We start from the raw sequence: 22,616 nt of genomic DNA, 5'->3' as shown, positions 1-22,616 counted from the left end.
CTGAAAACCATTTTACGATTGACCTCTTTACCTATATCTTTGGTGAACTGTTGAAATTCAATGGCTTTGTTGGCTGGATATTGACCTTTTTTCAATAAAAGCTGTTGAATAATTAATATTTCATTATTATTTATTCCAATATTCATTGAATAGTTACCAAACTCACTGTCCAAAGTTATAGACTTCGGAATAGATTCTCCCGTAAATGACTTGGGAATATCTATTCGAAGGGTATCCGAACGTAAGACATTATTGGAAATAACAATATCATATTTCCGCGCCGTAGTACGTAATGGGGTTATATATACCGGTGATAGAGATAATGGCACAAATAAACGATTTCCCGACCTATTTCCAAAGTGTTCTAATTTCAACTGATATTGTAGTTTGAGATCGGGTGTCTCTGAATCGTTTGATATAATCTCCAAACCTGATATTTGTGTTTTGGCAGATTTTAATCCGCGTAAAATTGCATTTACCTGTTCCTCCCGGCTCATATTATGAACAAATCCCATCATGTATTCATAAGCTTCCAGTTTGTGGTCGGCATTCATTTTGCCTGAAGCATTTCCAGATTCATCAATAGAGATGAATACATTTGTAGATTTATGATTGCTGATGCTTGTTTGATTTTTGACTCTGGCTAACTTTCCGCCTTCGGGTGTGATTAATAAACATTGGTGACCGGCAATGTTGCTATGTGCATAATTAAACGGTATAAGCGGATTGGTGCATTCCAGCCATAATGTATCTGTAGCCATTGGCACAGCCAAAATTACGTGGTTCATTTGTCCCAGACTTGCAAAATCACTATATAAGCTGGCTCTGTCAGTGCTGATAATGGTATATATGGATGGTATATTGACAACTTCCAGCATCGCTTTCATATAATTGGACAAAGCTTTACAATCACCGAAACCTGTTTTTTCAACTATACTGGCGTTCATTGGCTGTAAGCCGCCGATACCGAGTTGTATGCTTACATAACGAGTGGTTGATTGCAAATATTGGAAAATACGTTGCACCTTTTCTTTTTCATTTACAGCATTAGCTGTTAACGAAATAATCTTTTCCTTTAATGCAGGGGATATCTTATCACGTTCTTTCAATAGATTCATGTACCAGATTCCCAAATTGTTCCAGTCCAACATATTTCCACAGATACCCTCCATACAGAAATCTACAGGAGCTAATTCAACCGTCGGTGCCAGGAACATCAGAGCCGGGGCATAAGGTTCTGATTCAATAGCGGGAAATCCAGTAATTGTCCATTCATAAATTGTATTTTTTCCTTCTGTCCGTATTTCTTCTTGTTTTAATCGATTGGCTTTAAAACGTACTTTTTTATCCGATGGTACTTGGATGATGTGTTTTGCCTGCTCTACGGATAATCGATAACCTTTAACAGGGATAAAACGTGGGTATGATGCAATACCGTTTTTAATTTTTAGTTCATATTCATACCGTACAGTATATGGATAACCGGTCGGATGGTATTCATAATGTGAGTATTTATCATCAGAAGCAATATCGGAAGAATAAGCTGTTGATGTCAAATCTTTTTTCCCAATTTTTTTTATCACTTTCCCAGTGTTATCTGTAAATACTCCGGTAAAACTTTTAAGTTCGGTAAACTTATCCTGATAAATTACCACATGTCCGTATTCTTTACCATCTTCTGCTAAAACAGTAACTACTTCAGTTACTTTATATGTTCCATTATTTAAGTCATTTTGAATGAAAAAGTTTTCTTTATAGCGCACAACGGCATCAGCATTCTTTCGTAACGAATCACTGATGGATGAAATTGGATATTCCTGTGCAGAAACAGCCAACGAAGATAATATCATCCAAAAACACAGGATATGCTTCATGGCTATTGGGGGTTTTTCTTTAATATCAGTTGTTCATTATTTTTGCTGGATACTTTCGTCCAAAAATCACGAAGTACTTCATATTCCAATGAAGAGTATAAGGTTCGCTTCATATTAAAACGTTGAGTTGCATTTATTTGATTTTCTATTTTTTGACCCAAATAAGTATATGTTATGGATTTTTTCTCATCAAAAAAAATTCTTTCATTGGAGGGTAGTTCTTCAATGGCATATCCTTCAGGTATAGTGAATTTTACTATAATGTAACTGTCAAATGGATATGGATATTCAACAGGGAGCTTTCGCGTTTCTTCTTTAAACGGGTTCTCTTTCATTTCCGGAAAAATGAGCGAATTGATGTATATATAATCTCCCCCTAAAGTGATATCATTAATTTCAAATGTATATGTTTCCGTTACATCAACACCCTTTGGTTCACCTTGTTGAAGGTCGGAAACTGTAATATTTCTTTTGTTTTCAATCTCCTGTATATAATCCTCTACACTTTTTTGTTTATCAACTCTATACCTATAAATAGCACAAGGTATCCCATTCATTTTCTGTTCCATGGTGCCCGACAATTTTCCTTCTTCATTAAAGGCTACTTGTATTGTAGTTACAACTATATTTCTTCCTATTTCGTGGATGTCCACCCAATTTCCGGGCCTGTCAAAATAAATGCATCTGGCTTCCTGAACCATGCAGTCAGGAGAAACCAAGTCAATGCCCCCATATTTATAAGATGCATCAAGGTAGGATTTTTCCCCATCAATATCAACTCCGACAATGAAATAATTCAATGATTTAAGGGAGGGATACATTGAAAAAATACGTCCGCGGTTTCTCAAGCTTAATACTACAGGATATGCGTTAAATCCGGCATCACGTAAAAGAGAAAGTAATGCGGCATTCATTTCTGCACTGCTTCCAACACCATCTTTAATCGCTTTTTTAACATTATCAATATAAAGAACATTGTTATCATTCCACTGAATTTTTTGCTTTACCAAATGTAAAATGGCTTCTATCTTTTCTTTCGGGGATGTTATGTCTTTTATGGCAGAAGATAATTCGTCTTTCATTAAATTAGATAACTTCAACTGACGACCAAAACTTTGGTCATCCATTAAGGTTGCGTCTATATTTTGCCAGTTAGTTGAAAAATTTTCATGAATAACACCCGGAACGACAACCCCTGTGATATCATATGTTATTTTGGATATATAATCATTTTTGTTCCATACATAGTTATCCTCTTTTAGTGCGGGAAGGTTGTTCGCTATATGGGTGGTTTCCGTACTATTACACCTTAAGGTACCTTCAGGAAAGATTAAAACAGTATTTGATGGTTTAACGGTACTTGTTATTTTTTCATACCCGGATTCACGGTTCTTGTAATTGAAATATTCTGGAATACTTACAGTATATTTACTATATCGTACAGGTATAGAGCGTTGAAAGATATAGTCGTCAATATAACCATATATTGGAGAGTGTTTTTCATATTTAAGCTCAAATATTGAACCTACCTTTACATTTTGGAAAGCGATTTTCATTCTTCGGTAATTCTCAGAAGTTTTTTCTTCAAATATATAATCCTTTGATAATTTTATTTTTTCTGTTTTCCCATCTTCCATATTATAAGTGAAGCCGGCAATACCAGTAATCCTTTCACTTCTACCACCGCTTTGGCTGGAATAAAAAGGAATGGATATATCTGCCCAATCCAGACCTCCCGGTTTCAATACCTTTATCCTGACCATATAAGTGGTTTTTAAGTTGAAGCTACTGTTCACCACTTGATAGCGGAGATCACAATCTTCATACAGGACAACTGCTGCCGCTGTTGTATCATTAGTATAAACGCTCATTTTCAAATCTTCAATGGGAACAGTCCCGAACTTGATTTTTTCCTGGGCATATATAGTATGACAAAACACTAATAAACATAAGATAAATAAGTTGCTTTTCATAGTCTTTTCTAAATTTAAATTGCTCAATAATTGTTTAATTACATTAGGCAAATGTATGATAAAATACTTTACATACAAACACGTGGTAAAAAATGTATTCATCAGCTATTCAACAAACCACGATTTATCCTACATAACGTACTCAACTACACGTCTTATTTTTAGCATAAAAACAATTTAGGATCAAACTCTTAATTTTCATTTATGTATTATCTTATCAAATTCTCGTATAATTAGTTCGTGATTTTACGAATAAAATCTCATATCCGGAATTTTTGATGAATAATATGATAACAGATAAGATAAAATATCGTACAATATAAGTTGACCTGACGATTGATTGTAATTTTGTAATTATGGAGATTAAGATTATTTTTGCATCCGATAAATAATGCCTTTATTATATAATAGTAAAACATAAATGAACATTAACAAAAATCAGGTAGATGACCTGAATCTTACCGTATCGTTAGAAATCAATAATGATGATTATGCGTCTAAAGTAAATGATGTATTGCGCGATTATCGCCGTAAAGCCAATATGCCGGGATTTAGACCGGGAAAGGTTCCGGAAGGGCTTATCCGTAAGATGTATGGCAAACCTGTTTTGGTTGATGAGATCAATAAATTAGTATCTGAATCATTACAAAAATTTATTGATGACGAAAATTTACATGTATTAGGAGATCCGATGCCCGTGACCAATGGGGAAGAACTGGACTGGGAAATCGGCAATTCGTTCAAATTTGACTTTGAAATGGGTTTGGCGCCGGTGATAGACCAGCAGCCTTCAAAAGAAGACAAGATCACCAAGTACGAAATAACCATTGAAAAAGATCTGATCGACAAGAATATAGAAAATTATGCTTCTCGTTTTGGTCAGTTTGTTGAAACGGATGCAATCAAAGATATGAAAGAGAAACTAACAGGAAATATTGTCCAGTTAGACGAAAACCAACAACCTCTGGAAGAAGGATTGAGCGCGGAAGATACATCTGTAATGGTTTCGCTGATAAAAGATAAAGAACATCAAAAACCCTTTAAGAAAGCCAAAGTAGGAGATGAAATTGTTTTTAATCTTTCCGATACTTTTCCGAATGATTGGGAGATCGCATCAATCCTTAGAAAAAAAGACAAAGAAGAGGTAGGTGATATAAAAGATGCTATGTTTCGTTTTTCTGTTTCCAAAATAGAAAAATTTGAAAATGCAGCATTGGACCAGGAATTATTCGATAAAATATTTGGTGAAGGAGTGGTCAAATCGGCAGAAGAACTGGAAGAAAAGATCAAAGAAGACATTGGCAAGGATTTTGAAGAAGCTACCATGGCTAAGTTTGGGGCTGACGCTCATACTTATTTTCTGGAAAAGATCAATCCCGCACTTCCTGAAGAGTTTCTCCGGAAATGGTTATGGAATGCCAACAAGGAAAAGATCGACGAAGCATCCTTCAATGAACAGTTTCCTTCTTTCCTGAAAAGTATGCAGTGGAGCGTGATATCGGAAGCCATTATCAAACAGAACGAGATCAAGGTGGAAGAACAGGAAATCATTGATTTTGCCAAAGAGTCGACCAGAAGGCAATTTGCGCAATATGGTATCACCAGTTTCCCTGATGACGCATTGACCAGTTATGCGATGAATAGCCTGAAGGAAGAAAGTAATGTACGTCAGGTAATATCCCAGATCATGGATAAAAAAGTATCGGATGCCATTTATCAGCTTGTTGATGTATCCGTTCAGGAAATAAGCCTGGATGATTTCAATAAAATGATGACTCCGGAACCTGTTAAAGAAGAAAACAAAGAAGAAAACAATAATACAGAAGAATCATGAATCCTAACGAATTTCAAAAATATGCGGTAAAACACGCAGGCATTAACAGTATGACCCTGCACCGTTATCAGACCGTTACAAGCGGTTATATTTCTCCTACCATCATAGAAGAGCGGCAATTAAATGTAGCACAGATGGATGTTTTTTCCCGTTTAATGATGGATCGTATTATCTTTTTGGGCACAGCCATCGATGATGATGTGGCCAATATCATTGAAGCACAATTATTGTTCCTGGACTCCAGTGATCCCAATAAAGATATCCAGATTTACCTTAATTCTCCAGGAGGAGTGGTACAATCAGGATTAGGTATCTATGATACCATGCAATGGATTTCTTCCGATGTAGCGACCATATGTACCGGTATGGCAGCATCAATGGCTTCTGTCATTCTGGCAGCCGGCGCAAAAGGAAAACGCTCTGCGTTAAGGCATTCACGGGTGATGATGCATCAGCCGTCAGGAGGAATGCAGGGACAATCCGTAGATATGGAGATCACCTTGAAAGAGATACTTAAATTAAGAAAAGAATTATATACCATATTATCCGAACATACCGGAAAATCATTTGATGCCATTGAAAAAGATTCCGACCGTGATTATTGGATGACAGCTCAGGAAGCCAAAGATTATGGGTTACTGGATGAAGTATTAATCAGGCAAAAATCCTGATTGCATTTAATAAAAGAGGAAATAAAATAGATGAGCAATTCGCGAAGTGTTATAGACCGCTGTTCTTTTTGTGGACGGGACAAACGGGATACCAATATTTTAATTGCCGGTATTTCGGGACATATCTGTGATTCCTGTGTTGAACAGGCTTCACAGATTGTAGAAGAAGAGTTGAAAAAGAAAGGTAAAAGCCTGAACCTGGATAACATTAAGTTGATGAATCCTGTGGAAATCAAGGAATTTCTCGATCAATATGTGATCGGACAGGATGAAGCAAAAAAATACCTTTCCGTAGCAGTCTACAATCACTATAAACGTCTCATGCAGCCGAAGAAAAACAAGACGGAGGATGATGTGGAAATTGAAAAATCCAACATCATTTTGGTAGGAGAGACCGGGACCGGCAAAACATTACTTGCACGCACAATTGCCCGTATGTTGCATGTGCCGTTTACGATTGTCGATGCAACCGTTTTGACAGAAGCTGGTTACGTAGGGGAAGATGTGGAAAGTATCCTTACGCGTTTATTGCAATCTGCTGATTATAACGTCGATGCAGCTGAAAAAGGAATTGTTTTTATTGATGAACTGGATAAAATAGCCCGGAAAAGCGATAATCCATCCATTACCCGTGATGTTTCGGGAGAGGGTGTTCAGCAAGGTTTGCTTAAATTGCTTGAAGGATCTATTGTAAATGTTCCGCCTCAGGGAGGAAGAAAACATCCGGAACAAAAGATGATTGCAATCGATACCAAGAACATATTATTTATCTGTGGTGGCGCTTTTGACGGAATAGACCGCAAAATCGCCCAAAGGCTTAATACCCGCGTGGTAGGATATAATAGTGCAAGGAATACAGAACAGATTGACCGGGATAATATGTTGCAGTATATCGCACCACAGGATCTCAAATCATTCGGTTTAATTCCTGAAATTATCGGACGTCTTCCGGTACTTACCTATTTGAATCCGTTAGATCGTACAGCACTGCGTAATATACTTACAGAACCTAAAAATGCACTGATCAAACAATATAAAAAGTTATTCCAGATTGATGGAATCGAACTTAATTTTGATGACGATGTTTTAGATCTGATTGTAGACAAAGCAATTGAATTTAAGTTGGGCGCGCGCGGATTACGTTCCATCTCCGAGGCGATTATGACTGACGTGATGTATGAGGTACCTTCGAGTGGAGAAAAAGAGATCACCATCACTTATAGTTATGCCAAAGACAAACTTGAAAAAGTAAATGCAAAAAAACTAAAAGCAGCATAAGTATTGAATATAAATATCGTATACAAAAGCCGGAATACTAAATATTTCGGCTTTTGTATATAAAACATACGACAAAATGACAGAACAACAGATTCATATCCGTAAAATACGGGAAGAAATGCAGAAAACAGGTGCAGATGCCTGTCTGATTACATCAAATGTTAATTTATTTTATACTACCGGACAAGTATTAATGGGGTATTTATATATTCCTTTAGATCATGATCCGGTATTATTTGTAAAACGTCCTGTCGGATTATCGGGGGATCATATCGTTTATGTGCGTAAACCCGAAGAAATTAAAGATATACTGGAAAGACAAGGTATTTTTCCACCGGAGAAAATCATGCTGGAAGGAGATACCATGTCACATAATGAATGGTTAAGGTATGCAGCTATTTTTTCTTCTACAGAAGTAATCAATGGAACACCGGCTATCCAAAGGGCCCGCAGTATAAAAACAGACGCTGAAGTGGATTTGATCCGGAAATCAGGCAGGATACACGCACAGGTCTATAGGAAAATTCCTCAGCTGTATCGCGATGGAATGACGGATCTGGAACTATCCATTGAAATAGAACGGGAAATGAGACATGCCGGAAGCTATGGAATTTTCAGGGTTTTCGGACAAAGTATGGAAATATTCATGGGGAGTATACTTGCTGGCGACAATGCAGCAGCACCATCTCCGTACGACTTTGGATTAGGTGGGAAAGGGCTTCATCCTTCCATACCGGTGGGTGCTGATAATACTCCGCTCAGGCAGGGTACAAGTGTTATGGTAGATATGGGCGGTAATTTTACCGGTTATATGACCGATATGACACGTACTTATTCAATTGGCCGGCTTCCCGAAAAAGCTTACAAAGCGCATCAGGTTGCTTTGGATATCCAGGATGAAATCGCCCGGATGGCTGTTCCGGGAACCATCTGTGAAGATATTTATCAAAAGTCCTTGGAAATGGCGGATAAAAGCGGTTTAAGCGATTGTTTCATGGGAACCAGGCAACAAGCCAAGTTTGTCGGACATGGTGTTGGAATTGAGATCAATGAACAACCGGTGTTAGGTGTTCGTTCGAAAACGGTATTGGAACCAGGAATGGTATTGGCTGTTGAACCTAAATTTGTAATAGAAGGAGTAGGAGCTGTTGGTATTGAAAATACTTTTGTTGTAACCGAAAATAATGCTGAAAAATTAACTATCCTGGAAGAAGGTATTGTAAATTTAGATCATTAATACCCAATATCAGTTTAAGGTTTCTTTCATATCAATCCGAGCATAAGCTTCCGAACTATTATAAGTGTTCCCAGTTCCTTATTGCTGGAATATACATTAGTTATCCCTGAGATTTCTAATTTCCAATGCTTTCCCCGATTGAATATCATTCAGAAAACCATTGAGTGCTATTTCGCTGATACCTGTATCAAAAGCAATCTCACTTTTTTCAGAAACATCATCAGCAGCATGGTAGCGGAACTCTTTGATGACAGAACCATTGAATACATTTTCTAATTTTATGACCTTGAGTATTACACCTGTAATAAATATTTGAACATCACATCACCATCAATTCAAGATGTTAATAATAAGTCGATTAAGGTAAAGGCGCTTGCTTTTTTTATTCTCCCCATTTTCTATAAAATCCTGTTGATACGGTTTATTCTTAAAAGAGCAAAAAAGCTTAAAACTACATCTGCTTTCCGCTGGAAAATTAACAATATAATGTTGATAACTCATCTCTTTCTAAGTCTTCTAATTCGTTAAAAAGTATTATCTTAGTCGATCTTTTTGAAAAAGTAAATAATTAGTGATCATATAAATAATAAAATGCAAGAAGAGGAGAAAATTATTTCCGTCAATATTGAGGAAGAAATGAAATCATCCTACATAGATTATTCTATGTCGGTTATTGTATCAAGAGCATTGCCTGATATCCGGGATGGGCTGAAGCCCGTTCACCGGAGGGTATTGTACGGAATGTCAGAATTGGGGATTTTATCTAATAAACCGCATAAAAAATCGGCGAGGATAGTAGGAGAGGTACTTGGTAAGTATCACCCTCATGGCGATAGTTCGGTATACGAGGCAATGGTCCGTATGGCCCAGACCTGGTCAATGCGCTATCCGTTAGTTGACGGGCAAGGAAACTTCGGCTCAATGGATGGAGATTCGGCTGCAGCCATGCGATATACGGAAGCCCGTATGAAGAAAATGGCTGAAGAGATGATGGCAGACATTGAAAAGAATACTGTCGATTTCCAGCTTAATTTCGATGATACACTGGAGGAACCCAAGGTCATGCCAAGTGGATTTCCAAATCTGATTGTCAACGGTTCATCAGGTATCGCTGTGGGGATGGCTACCAACATGGCGCCTCATAATCTTTCGGAAACCATAGACGGCATCATTGCATATATCGACAACAATGATATAACCATAGACGGCTTGATGCAATACATCAAAGGTCCTGATTTTCCTACCGGAGCGATCATTCATGGAATACAGGGTATCAAAGATGCTTATGAAACCGGACGTGGACGTGTGGTGATCCGCGCTCGTTCTGAAATCGAAATCCAGTCAAGCGGTAGAGAAGTGATTGTTTTTAATGAAATACCTTATCAATTGAATAAGGCTTCACTTATTGAACGGATTGCAGAATTGGTCAATGATAAAAAACTGGAAGGTATATCATACATCAATGATGAATCGGACCGGGACGGAATGCGTATTGTAGTAAAACTTAAAAAGGACGCAAATTCCAATGTGGTACTCAATAACTTATATAAACAAACTCCACTTCAATCTTCCTTTAGTATTAATAATATAGCGCTGGTAGATGGACGTCCCCGACAGCTTAACCTGAAGGATCTGATTCTCCATTATGTAAAGCACCGCCATGAAGTAGTGATCAGGAGGACAGAATTTGATTTGAAAAAAGCACTCGAACGCCTTCATATTCTTGATGGTTTATTGATTGCCCAGGATAACATTGATGAAGTGATCAAAATTATCCGTTCATCAGCCAGCCCGGCCGATGCTATAAAAGGATTGATGGAGCGCTTCAACTTAAGTGAAATACAATCCCAAGCCATTGTTGACATGCGCCTGAGGGCTTTAACCGGACTGGAACGCGATAAGTTACAGGCTGAACATGACGAGTTGACCAAGATGGTTAGTTACTATAACGACGTACTTGCTAGTGAAGATTTGAGAATGGGCATCATTAAGGATGAATTACTCATTATTAAACAAAAATATGGTGATGAACGTCGTACTGAAATCAAACCCAATGCCGAAGAATTCAATCCGGAAGATTTTTATGCTGATGATGATATGGTAATTACCATATCTCATCTGGGATATATCAAACGGACTCCTTTGACTGAATTCAGAACCCAGAGCAGGGGAGGAGTGGGGTCGAAAGGAAGTACTACCCGCAGGGATGAGGATTTCCTTGAACATCTTTTTCATGCATCCATGCATAATACTTTGCTGCTTTTTACAGAGAAAGGAAGATGTTTCTGGGTAAAAGTGTATGAATTACCTGAAGGTAATAAGACATCCCAGGGACGTGCCATCCAGAATATCATCAATATTGATAGTGATGACCAGGTAAGGGCATACATTAATGTCAAGACACTTGCGGAAGAAGAATACATTAAAAATCATTATATTGTGATGTGTTCGCATAATGGGGTTGTTAAAAAGACATCTCTTGAAGCATACTCCCGTCCACGCCAAAACGGCATCAATGCTATTACCATCAGGGAAGGCGACAGCTTGATCGAAGCCAAATTGACCAATGGAAAATGTGATATATTGCTGGCATTATTGTCAGGTCGTGCAGTAAGATTCCCTGAAGAAAAGGTCCGCGATATGGGACGAACAGCATCCGGTGTCCGTGGAATCACCTTATCGGAAACAATGAAGGATGACCGGGTAATTGGTATGGTTTGTATTGAACAAGGGAATATAGAACGACAAATATTGGTAGTCTCAGAAAAAGGATATGGAAAACGTTCTGATATAGAAGATTACCGTATTACAAATAGAGGCGGAAAGGGAGTCAAAACCATCAATATTACAGAAAAGACGGGTAATCTCATTGCTATCAAGGATGCCGGAGATGACGAGGATTTAATGATCATTAATAAATCAGGTCTTACCATCCGGATGCATGTATCGGATATTCGTATTGCCGGCCGTGCGACACAAGGTGTTAAGCTGATCAATCTGAGAGGAAATGATACCATTGCTTCTGTGACTCAGGTTCCCCGTACAGATGAAGAAGAACTTGATAATACGGCCGGAACGGATAATCCTGATTCAGCCACTTCCAATGAAACCAGCGAAAGTTGATATCAATCATATTTCTGTCAGAAAAATAATTGACATTTTTCTAATTTTATGACATATATTATTGTATTGATGTAAATTTATACCTTATATTTGTATAATATGTAAATTAACCCATATAAAAACATAACATAAAATACCATAGGAAATGAAAAGAGCATTTTTATTAATGACATTGGCTTTGCTTTTTGGGTTTCAGGCTTCAGCACAAAATGAAAGTAAAGCAAAATCAATAAAAAGTAATATTGAAAAAAGCGATGCTGCTATCCAGGATGCTAAAAAAAGTATCAATCCTAATACTTGGATGAGCAGGGGCAAACTTTTTCATGAAGCATACGGATTGAATGTAGACTTTGCCAGACAAATTGGAAAGCCTGATGATGAGAAGATGTTATTTTTAGGGGAAGAACCTCAAGTATTAAAAACCCAGGAAAATGGAGTTCCTGTCGAGACTCATGAATTCAGCCGGATCAAGTTGATTTATAAGAATGGAGTATTTTTCGCATGGGACGAAACGCAACCAATAGTGGAAAAACCATTAGAAAAGGCCATAGATGCTTATGAAAAGGCCAAATCACTGGATGAAAAAGGCAAACTGACTAAAAAAATTAATGAAGCTTATGTACTCATTAACAATGATCTCGAAGGTAAAATTGCCAATGAATTGACTTTAGAACGTTTCCGGGATGTCTATGAATCATCGCAATTGAAGATACGTTTGAATGGTTACTTGGGAAAAATAGATACATTGTATTATTATTATGCCGGTTATGCTGCTTATCACTATAATGAAAGGCAAGGCGGCAATATATGGAAAGAAACAGAAGAAGCATTAGAAAAAGCTATTCCTTTGGGTTTTGAACCGGAAGGAATGGAAGGATCGATGTATGATATGATGTATGTAGCTACTTTAAACGCAAGTGGAGACACAGCTAAAGCATTATCATATGTTCAGAAAGGACTGGAAATTTATCCCGAGAATATGCAGCTACTGTACCGGATGATTAACTATTACCTCAACCGTGAAGAAAGTGAAAAAGCCATGGATTACTTGAAAAAAGCACAAAAAGATGATCCAAATAATACTATGTTGCTCTTTGTAGAAGGTACTTTACTGGAAAGAATGGGAGATACCGACAAAGCAGTTGAAGTTTATGACAAGGTCATTACCCTTAAACCGGACTATTTTGATGCTTATTATAACAAAAGTGTAGCATATTATAACAAAGCAGCAAAGTATCTTGAAGAAGGTAATGCACCCAATAAGACTTTTAAAGAATATGAAGAACTTAAAAACCTGGCGGAATTAGAATTTGAAAAAGCTATTCCTCCGATGGAAAAAGCCCTTGAATTGATGCCAACCAATAAGGATGCATTAGAAACTCTTAAAAGTATGTATTTCCGGCTCAGGATCAAACATCCGGAAATGGAAGCTAAATATAATGATACCGTAAAAAAACTGGAAGCATTGTAATCTTAAAAGAGTAAGTGGGGAAGTTAAAAACTCCCCATTTATTTTTCCAAATATTATTTAACATAATATAAATTATGCGACATTTATATAATCGTAATTTCAAATGAACGAAAAGTAAATCATAATTATTTATCTTCTGCGTGTTTCATTTTCCCTTAACGTAAATTCTTATTACTACATCACTTTACTTATACACAGAAATCTCCCCAGTATATAAGTTTTTATACTTTTTTTGATGGTATATTTATTGTCTGATTACAAAGAATTTATTTTTAGTTTATTTCTCTTTTTCCCATAAGAATTTATAATATACAATATTATTATTATATTTTGAGTTAATTTGTTGATTTAAAGATTTCTACCCCTACCCTATCCATATTAATACATTCGGTTATTAAATTTGAAATATTACATTGATTATCAATAATAAGAATGCACCTTTTGAAATATATATTTACTTCTGGTGGGTGGATTTTTGTTTAAATAAAAATAAATGTTTCCATTTGCTTTTTGTTTTTATTTTTTTCATATATTGGGAGATTATTATTAAACAAAATACATCCGGATGAAAAAACTTCTCTTCCTTTTCCTGACAGGACTTTCGGCCATTGCAGCCGGCCAGTCCATTCTGGATAGTGCATCTGCACAATTCAATAAACAGCTGGTCGTCTTTCCTCAGGAGAAGATCCATGTACACACCGATAAACCCTATTATATCTCAGGAGAAAGAATATGGTTCCGTGCTCATTTGGTAGATGCGGTTTCTCATAAGCTTGATTTTGCGAGTTGGTATATCTATGTTGAGCTGATCAATCCGTTGGATATAATAATCAATCGGGTCAAGATACGGCAGGATGAAAAAGGAGTATATTCTGGAAATATAGTCCTTCCGGATGACCTTCCGGAAGGTAATTATACCTTACGTGCTTATACCAATTTCATGCGTAATCTGGATGAAGATTATTTCTTTATCAAAAATATCTTTATTGGGGACCCACAGAGCCGTCTGGTCGATATTCAGGCAAGATTCGAATATGAAGCGAAAGGAAAGGTACAAGCAGAGATAAGAACCAAAGGAATTAACCTTTTGGATCCCATAATTATCGAAAGTGTAAAAATGCGGATCAACAATGGGAAAGAGATGACTCTGAAAACGGGCAATGACGGAATTGCAAATGTAACATTTGATGTGCCTCCGGGAGCCAAACAAAGAATCATGCTTATAGAGGTTACCAGGGATAATGGTATATACCGCAAATATATCCCTATCCCTTTATCCGGTAGTGATTTTGATGTCTCTTTTTTTCCGGAAGGTGGACAGATAATATCAGGAACCATGGCCAAGGTAGCTTTTAAAGCATTGAAACCGGATGGGAATCCGGAAGATATTACAGGACATATCTATGACCAGGATGGAAATAATATGGGTGATATGATAAGCAGCTATCGTGGAACCGGTTCATTCATATTCCAGTCGGTAAAAGGAAAAACCTACCACGCCATATGCAGGAACAGTATTGGGGTAGAAAAGCGTTTTGAATTGCCGGCGACGTTTGAATCGGGATATTCATTAGGATGTAACTGGAATCGGGATAAATTATATGTTACGTTACATCAACCCGGTAATCAGACTCAAGAACCTTTTTACCTCCTTGCACATGTCCGGGGTATGGTGTATTATGCCGAATCGTGGGATTTTTCAAAAGAATGGCTGGCTTTTCCAAAGCAATTTTTTCCTTCGGGTGTACTTCATCTTCTCCTTCTGGACAAACAGAAGCAACCAGTCAGCGAGCGATTGGTATTTGTGAATAATGACGATCAGGCTGTTGTACATTACCAGACTGATCGGGAAAAATATGGTAAACGATCATTGGTTAAAAATACCGTTACATTTGATGATCAGGAAGGTAATCCCCTGTCGGGCAGTTTTTCGGTATCAGTAACCGATGACAATGAGGTAATTACAGATTCGACGTCTAATATTCTTACAAACCTGTTATTGACATCAGATCTCAGAGGAAATATTGAAGATCCCGGATTCTATTTCCGGGAAAATCCTTCTTCCGTAGATGCGCTGGACCTGTTAATGCTTACCCAGGGATGGAGGCGTTATAATATTGGCCGTATCATGAAAGGTGATGTGGCAAAGCCATCCTTTCCTTTAGAAGTCGGACCTGAAATATCCGGCACGGTGAAAAGTCTTCTATGGGGAAAACCGGCAGAAGGAATCGGAGTCTCTATGATGGCTATGAGTGACAGCACAACCCATAGAGCATTTTGCATTGATCAGACAATCACTGATAAAGATGGTCGTTTCTATCTGCACAATTGTGAATTACGTGACAGTACCCGCATTATCGTACAGGCTGACCGTAAAGCAAAGACAAAACGCTTCGAGGTATCTGTGAATGAAGAAACATTTCCGGACAGGACGCTTCTTATACCGCCTATAAATGAAAAGATATCCAGAGAGGTGTTTGAAAAATATGCTAATAAAGCCGAAGAAATGTATATTGCTGAAAATGGTATGAGATCGATATATATAAAGGAAGTGAAAATTGTTGCTCCAAAAATTACACAAAAATCCGATTATTACCAGTGGGCTGACTATTCGATGACAGAAGACATGATCAACAAAATGCCTGCTTCAAGTATGTTTTCACTGATACAGAGGATTCCTGGTATCTGGGTAACAGGAAACGGAAAGATAGAAATATTACGGGGAGGTGCTCCGTTAATCGTTGTTGACGGAGATAGATGGGGCAAAGACCCTACTGTTTTAGATATGCTTGATCCCAGTAATATTGCCCAGATCGACTTATTGAAACCCGGACATAATACCACTGTTTTCGGTCCGGAAGGTAATGGTGGGGTTATTGTTATTTTTACCAAACGTGGCGCATATGTCGATGACAGGAAACAGTTCAATATCAAGTCGTATATGCCACTGGGATACCAATCCCCGGTTGAATTTTATGCTCCTAAGTATGATACCCCGGCAGCCAGAAGTGCACCGGAACCCGACCTGAGAACCACCATCCACTGGCAACCCAATGTACAGACAGACAGTATCGGAGTGGCTTCATTCTACTTCTATACAGCCGATGCCAAGACCACCTATACGGTGATCATGGAAGGGATTACCGATGACGGGAAAATTATCCGTCAGGAAAGTAAAATCTTAACAAACGATAAATAATCTGATAAGCTATCTATATAAATGAAAAGACTCCTATTTTTTTTGGGAGGTAGAGTTTCCGTTTTTTATGTCCGGACAATCTATCCTTGACAGCACATCTGCACTGTTCCGTAGACAGTTGATGTCATTTCTACAGGAGAAGATTTATATACATACTGATAAACCCTATTATATTTCAAGAGAAAAGATCTGGTTCCGGGCACACCTGTTAGATGCGGCTTTACATGGGCCGGCTTTAATGAGTCGGTATGTGTATGTTGAATTGATCAATCCGTTAAATATAGTGATTCGACGAATCAAGATCCGACAGGATGAAGAAGGCGTATATTCGGGGAATGTCCTACTTGGGGTCTCGCCAACAATTTCTACAAAACCCCCTCTAAGGGATTTCCGAGCTCATATCAAATACTAATCATATCAGATTCCAATTAGTGCAAAATGGCTTCATACCAAAGTAGAGGGGTAAAATCAAATATAAGATACATTTAACATATTCATAAATGCATTCTAAAAGCAAGTATTGGTTTATATGCGATTTAAAGTGATTTGACTTGGCCGTGAAACGCTTTTCCAGTATCTTAAGCGATATTTTCAATAAATTTCAACTATATTTTATAATATGCAAATATTTGACTATCAGTAACAATTATTATTTTTGATAATTTTTTACTATATTTTTCCTAGCCAGTGTGATACAATTATCATTTACACCTTATATTGCAACAATAATTTACATTTTGAAAAAACTGATACTAAAAACATAAGAGTATGAAAAACCACCGTTTCCGGCAATACCTTTTACTTTTACCGGTAATGCTTTTGGGGTATCAGGTAAACGCCCAACAGGTAAAGTACCGTTATGATGCTTCCGGCAACCGGAAAAACAAGGAGTTGATCTCTGTAAGTAACCTGACCTCCCGTAATAGCCTGAAATCTGCCAGGAAAGATATACCGGAATCCGAATGGGATATTTCCGAAGCTGTTTTCGGTGAATCCTCCGTTGTTCCATCCGAAGAAGCCTTGAAAGAACGGAAAGTAACAATTTATCCCAACCCGACTAAGGGGAAACTCCGGGTAGATATTACCGGAGGCACGATCCCGGAAAAGTCCCTGTTCATATTACACGCTGCAACCGGAAATATATTAAAGCAACAAACAGGTATTACAGCTACGAACCTTATGGATATCTCTTCGTTTCCGGCCGGGATATACATCCTGCGGATCATCCTCGGCGAAGAAGTTAGTGTCTGGAAAATCGTGAAAGAATAAATATTCCCGTTTTTCGGGATACTCTCATTACAAATGGAAATAATTCATTCTCCATTCTCCATTCTCAATTATTTTACGTATGAAGATAATTTTACCCCGGACATTTTACGGTTATACAATTATACTACTGTTGTTCCTGTGCCTGATAAACGGATACGGACAAAAACAAAGTACGGCCAACGATCCGTATAAGCAGGCGTTAAGCCGCTATATCTCCGGGATGACCGGCGTGGGGTGCGACACCATGCTGGCCAAACAACTATTGCGGGCGTTACGGGAGCCGGTAACAACAAAGAATAAGATCACCATACCGGAAGGCACCAAGAGCCGTGTAGCTGTACCTGCCGAGCTGCAGGACGGGTTTCTGGCAGCTGCTACTACCACTGTCAACACTACTAACGGGTGGAATCATGCGGGTAATTACCTGAATATTCCCGACACTTACCAGTGGTATGTTTCGCCCGATGGCAATGACAACAACCCGGGAACCAAACAGGCTCCGTTCCGGGACATACAGCGGGCAACAGATATGGCCTCCAACGGAGATGCCATCAAGATCGCCGACGGGAATTATAATTGTTTCAACATCACAGGTAAAAATATCTACCTGGTAGGAAACCTGGCATGCCCGCACTCGGTAATCATCGACGCAAGCGATAATACGGGGGCCTACCTTTCGAACTGTTCGCCCGAGCTGCACGGGATGAAGTTTATCAATGGCTGTAATGCCATCTATATCGATAATGCCTTCCCTTTCCTGTCGCACCTGGTAATGACCCAGAATTTCTGTCCCACGATATATGCCGGGGGGCAGAACTACATATACACGCTGTGTAATTCATTGCTGTATGAAAATAATGCAGGAAGCGAGCCCGTGATTGTCCATCACCCCACTGTCAGCGGTTTTACCGACATCTGCAATGTCACCATTGCCGATAATCAGGGCGGATCTGCCCTCTCTGTCAAATGGGGTACCGGCCACAGCGATATATATGTGATGAACACTATTATGTACAACCCGGAAATAAGCGCTGAAATGTCCGTTTCCTATATCGGCGGGTCTTCTGCTACAGTTACCTACAGTAACATATATAGAAAAAATGATCTTCCGCATAGCATGATATATTTTGGCGACGGGGTTATTGACCTCGATCCGCTTTTCGACCTGCAGGATTTCATCAGGCGCTATCAACTGGCGGATAATTCGCCCTGCATTGATGCCGGTTTTCCTGATTTTTACGATTACAGTTTCCCGCCGGGTAAAGGCGGGTCATGCAGCGATATGGGCGCATATGGTTACGAGTCGAGGATGACCGGGAGTTGCCAGGCACCGTCAGAAGGTGATGACTTCGAATCGGCCATCGATATCGGCTCCTTCCATGACAGTTTCCAGTATTCAGATACGCGGGTACCTGCCGACTATAAGAACGATTTCCCCTGGGTGGAAGGCGTGGATGTATTCTACCGTTTTACCATTGACCGGACCATGGATATACTGCTCAATCATTGCGCTTCCAGTGTATACGACACCTATGTGGCACTGTTGAATAATGAAGGAGCGATTATGTATTCCAATGATGACAGTTCGGGCGAAGACGGATGTCCGTCGCCTAAACATGCTCGGTTGTTGGTGGAAAACCTGCCTGCGGGCACCTACTGGGTATTATCCAAGATGACACAGGATGACGATGGGGAGCTTACAACCACCGTACAGGGATCTGCCTGGGGTAATGATATGGACCGTCCCATTAATGCAGGCGAATACAACAGGGCCTTCCAATATGCCAATACGCAAAATACCGGACATTTTACCAATACCTATACCGGCCGGTCTACCAATGATATATTCTATAAATTCAGTATCAGCCAAAGGATGGATATCACCGTTTCCCATTGCGGGTCGGGCCTGGATAACACCTACATGCATTTACTGGATGCCAACGGGGATGTGATCATGTATAATGATGATTATGCCGGCGAAGGCATGTGTCCTTCTCCCTTGCATGCCTGTATCAAGAGAACCCTGAACGCGGGAACCTATTACGTGGTATCGGAAGGACAGAGCCAGGAAGGAAGCATAAGAACCTACATACAGGGATCGCTGCCGGCATATTCCGACGACCTGGGTTATCCGGGTAACCCGCCGGTTACCGGGAATAATACCACAGATAACTCTGCCGTAGGCATCACACCAGGCACTTTCGATGTAAGCGCCACGGGTGCGGCCACCTATAGCATTCCTATAGCGATACCACCGGGGGTCAACGGGTTACAGCCCTCCCTGGCCATCGTCTATAACAGCCAGGCCGGCAACGGCGTCGCAGGATGGGGATGTTCGCTTTTAGGAACTTCGGCCATCACCCGCGTTCCTAAAAGCGAATATTATGATCAAACGACTAAGGGGTTAACCTATCTTGCCGACGACGGGTATGCCCTGGATGGGCAGCGGCTGGTCCTATCCTCCGGAACAGCAGGACAGGACGGAGCCATATACCATACGGAAGCCGACCCGTTCACTAAAATAACCGTACACGGCAGTGCTGCCAATACCTGGTTCGAGGTGGTCACCAAAGACGGCATGAAATATTATTACGGTGGGGTGAGCAACAGCGATGGACGGCATGTTTATTACGATACATCGAACCCATCAAATACGGTCACCAAGGTAAACGCATGGTACCTGGATTATGTAGAGGATCCTTCCGGCAATTATATGAACTATTATTATTCGAGGTATGAGCATTTTACCTACCTGGCATCTGTGATTTACGGCAAGAACAAGCATGTTAGCTCATCGTTCTACAATATGGTATCGATGAGTTACCAGGGCCGTACCGACCAGGCGCCCTTTATTTTTGACGGCATCCCGGGAAAGATGCTGCAACGGCTGGAGAAGGTCACCTGCCGGACAGGAAATGATACATTCCGTGAATATACGCTGGAATATGCCAATACCGACCATTTCTCGCGGCTAGTATCGGTGACCGAAAAGAACGGCCAGGGAGAAGCACTGAAGCCGGTTACCCTGGACTGGGGTTACTACGGGACAAGCAATAGCCATACGGCAAGTCCGCTTACACTGGAAGGTTCCCTGACCGACCTGGACAAGCAGTATTATACCACTGCCGACCTGAACGGCGACGGGATCAGCGATATTATAGGCATTACCGTTAATTACCAGTACGAGGAATACAATCGTACTTATATCAAAACATTATCACAACATTTTATAGCCACCAGGCAGGACAACGGGACCTACAAATATGTGGCCACCGCTCCCAAGTACCTGCCGGAGAATATGAAAATAAGTAAGATAAAGCACAGGCAGGGGCTGGAGGGACAATTATCCTTCAATGCCCTGGGGGACGGCAGGCAATACCTTCTGGCGCCGTATCGTACCAACGAGCATGTACTGTTTTACCTGTACGGGCTTGACAGTCCCGTGAATATCACCAGCCCGCATCCCGACTACCTCGCGGATCTCCAGCGGAGCAATGAGATGCCCGCCTATACTACCGGGGATATCGACGGGAAAGGCAAAGACGCCATCGTGTATCTCGAAAAAGGCCACGAGAATGGTGTATACCCGGGAAGGATCGGACGGGTCATATTATTCAATGATTATAACTCCCCCAAGTATGCATGGGAAGAGATCAGCCTTCCACTTCCGTCAACACCGGAAAGATTATTCCTGGCCGATTTTAACGGCGATGGCATGAATGACCTGCTGGTGTTTTATTCTGGGGGACATACCCTGTATTTTAACCAGGGTGGCCAAACACCCTTCAGTGATTCCCGGAAAGCCACCTCATCATACACGGCCAACAAGTATTCGATATTACAGTTGGGCGATTTCAACGGGGATGGTTTACCTGATCTGATTTTAAACAATACGGACGACCCCGACTGGTATTTTATGCTGAACCAGGGCAACGGCACCTTTTCCCCGCAATTAGCCGCCACCCTGCCCGGCATGCATGACCATGACTTTACGACAAAAGACAACCTGCGGTTTAACTGCCTGGTGATAGACCTTGATTTTGACAGCAGATCCGACGTGGTGGTCACCAAGGGTATTTATGACCGGGAAGGATCATGGGGGAACTTCCGTGAAGTCAAGACCTACTGGCTCCGCTCCACGGGCGCTGCATTAAACGATTTCAATACAGCAACATCCTCATTTGAAGACAATGCCGACAATCAACTCTTCATTGCAGGCGATTTCAACGGCGACGGACGTCCGGAAATAGCCAATTATGGCTACAACTGCTTCAACGGATCAAGCAGCAGGCAATGGCGCACCTACCAGCGTAACGGGCTGCAGCTGCATAGCGGGCTGCTCACCTCCGTTACCGACGGCATGGGTAACCAGACAAGCATTGAATACGGCAGTTTTACCGATGACCGCCTTTATACCAAAGGTACAGACGGAGCTTTCCCTGTCATGGATATACAACCGGCGCTCACGGCAGTGAAGACGGTAACCACACCGGACGGCATCGGTGGAACCGGCCAGACTTCCTATACCTACGGGGGATTAAAAGTACACCTGCAGGGAAAGGGACTGCTGGGTATATCCAGGACTATGGCTACCGATCATCTTACCGGTGTTACTGTAGAATCAGGCGTGAGTGCATGGAATAATACGTGGTATGTCCCGGCAGCCACCTACCAGAAAACTTCCGCC

At 40.2% G+C, this 22,616-nt stretch carries 11 protein-coding genes; 9 read left to right on the top strand and 2 right to left on the bottom strand.

All coding sequences use genetic code 11. The features are described 5' to 3' along the window. Together LBQ60_08360 and LBQ60_08355 are read right to left on the bottom strand one after the other, a co-directional pair. A partial coding sequence (locus LBQ60_08360) for a DUF3857 domain-containing transglutaminase family protein (GenBank protein MDR2037921.1) occupies positions 1 to 1,874 on the bottom strand: 1,874 nt, incomplete at its 3' end. Positions 1,875 to 1,876: 2 nt separating this feature from the next. Then, complete coding sequence (locus LBQ60_08355) at positions 1,877 to 3,745, bottom strand: DUF3857 domain-containing protein (GenBank protein MDR2037920.1); 1,869 nt, start codon at positions 3,743 to 3,745, stop codon at positions 1,877 to 1,879. Between the two features lie 523 nt (positions 3,746 to 4,268). On the opposite strand from LBQ60_08355, the gene tig reads away from it, so the two are divergent. From tig to LBQ60_08310, 9 genes are all read left to right on the top strand, one after another. Further along, positions 4,269 to 5,681: a trigger factor gene (gene tig, locus LBQ60_08350; protein ID MDR2037919.1), complete on the top strand. Its 1,413-nt coding sequence runs from the start codon at positions 4,269 to 4,271 to the stop codon at positions 5,679 to 5,681. Then, complete coding sequence (gene clpP, locus LBQ60_08345; GenBank protein MDR2037918.1) at positions 5,678 to 6,352, top strand: ATP-dependent Clp endopeptidase proteolytic subunit ClpP; 675 nt, start codon at positions 5,678 to 5,680, stop codon at positions 6,350 to 6,352. The genes tig and clpP overlap by 4 nt, the downstream gene beginning before the upstream one ends. Positions 6,353 to 6,382: 30 nt before the next feature. Further along, the gene (gene clpX / locus LBQ60_08340; GenBank protein MDR2037917.1) at positions 6,383 to 7,630 is read left to right on the top strand and encodes an ATP-dependent Clp protease ATP-binding subunit ClpX; all 1,248 of its coding nucleotides are present in this window, start codon (positions 6,383 to 6,385) and stop codon (positions 7,628 to 7,630) included. A gap of 76 nt (positions 7,631 to 7,706) precedes the next feature. Then, the gene (locus tag LBQ60_08335; GenBank protein ID MDR2037916.1) at positions 7,707 to 8,867 is read left to right on the top strand and encodes a Xaa-Pro peptidase family protein; all 1,161 of its coding nucleotides are present in this window, start codon (positions 7,707 to 7,709) and stop codon (positions 8,865 to 8,867) included. A 591-nt stretch (positions 8,868 to 9,458) separates the two neighbouring features. Then, the gene (gene gyrA, locus LBQ60_08330; protein MDR2037915.1) at positions 9,459 to 11,990 is read left to right on the top strand and encodes a DNA gyrase subunit A; all 2,532 of its coding nucleotides are present in this window, start codon (positions 9,459 to 9,461) and stop codon (positions 11,988 to 11,990) included. A 145-nt stretch (positions 11,991 to 12,135) separates the two neighbouring features. After that, on the top strand, positions 12,136 to 13,461 hold the full coding sequence (locus LBQ60_08325) for a tetratricopeptide repeat protein (GenBank protein ID MDR2037914.1): 1,326 nt from the start codon (positions 12,136 to 12,138) through the stop codon (positions 13,459 to 13,461). A 565-nt stretch (positions 13,462 to 14,026) separates the two neighbouring features. Beyond that, positions 14,027 to 16,660, top strand: a complete 2,634-nt coding sequence (locus LBQ60_08320) for a TonB-dependent receptor plug domain-containing protein (protein ID MDR2037913.1) — start codon at positions 14,027 to 14,029, stop codon at positions 16,658 to 16,660. A gap of 768 nt (positions 16,661 to 17,428) precedes the next feature. Next, on the top strand, positions 17,429 to 17,929 hold the full coding sequence (locus tag LBQ60_08315) for a T9SS type A sorting domain-containing protein (GenBank protein ID MDR2037912.1): 501 nt from the start codon (positions 17,429 to 17,431) through the stop codon (positions 17,927 to 17,929). 79 nt (positions 17,930 to 18,008) lie between these two features. Then, the coding region (locus LBQ60_08310) for an FG-GAP-like repeat-containing protein (protein MDR2037911.1) at positions 18,009 to 22,616 on the top strand (4,608 nt) is incomplete at its 3' end.

The organism is Bacteroidales bacterium (assembly GCA_031275285.1).
Lineage (GTDB): Bacteria > Bacteroidota > Bacteroidia > Bacteroidales > UBA4181 > JAIRLS01.
Note: the sequence above shows the minus strand (reverse complement) of the source record. Positions and strands in the feature narration are given on the sequence as shown.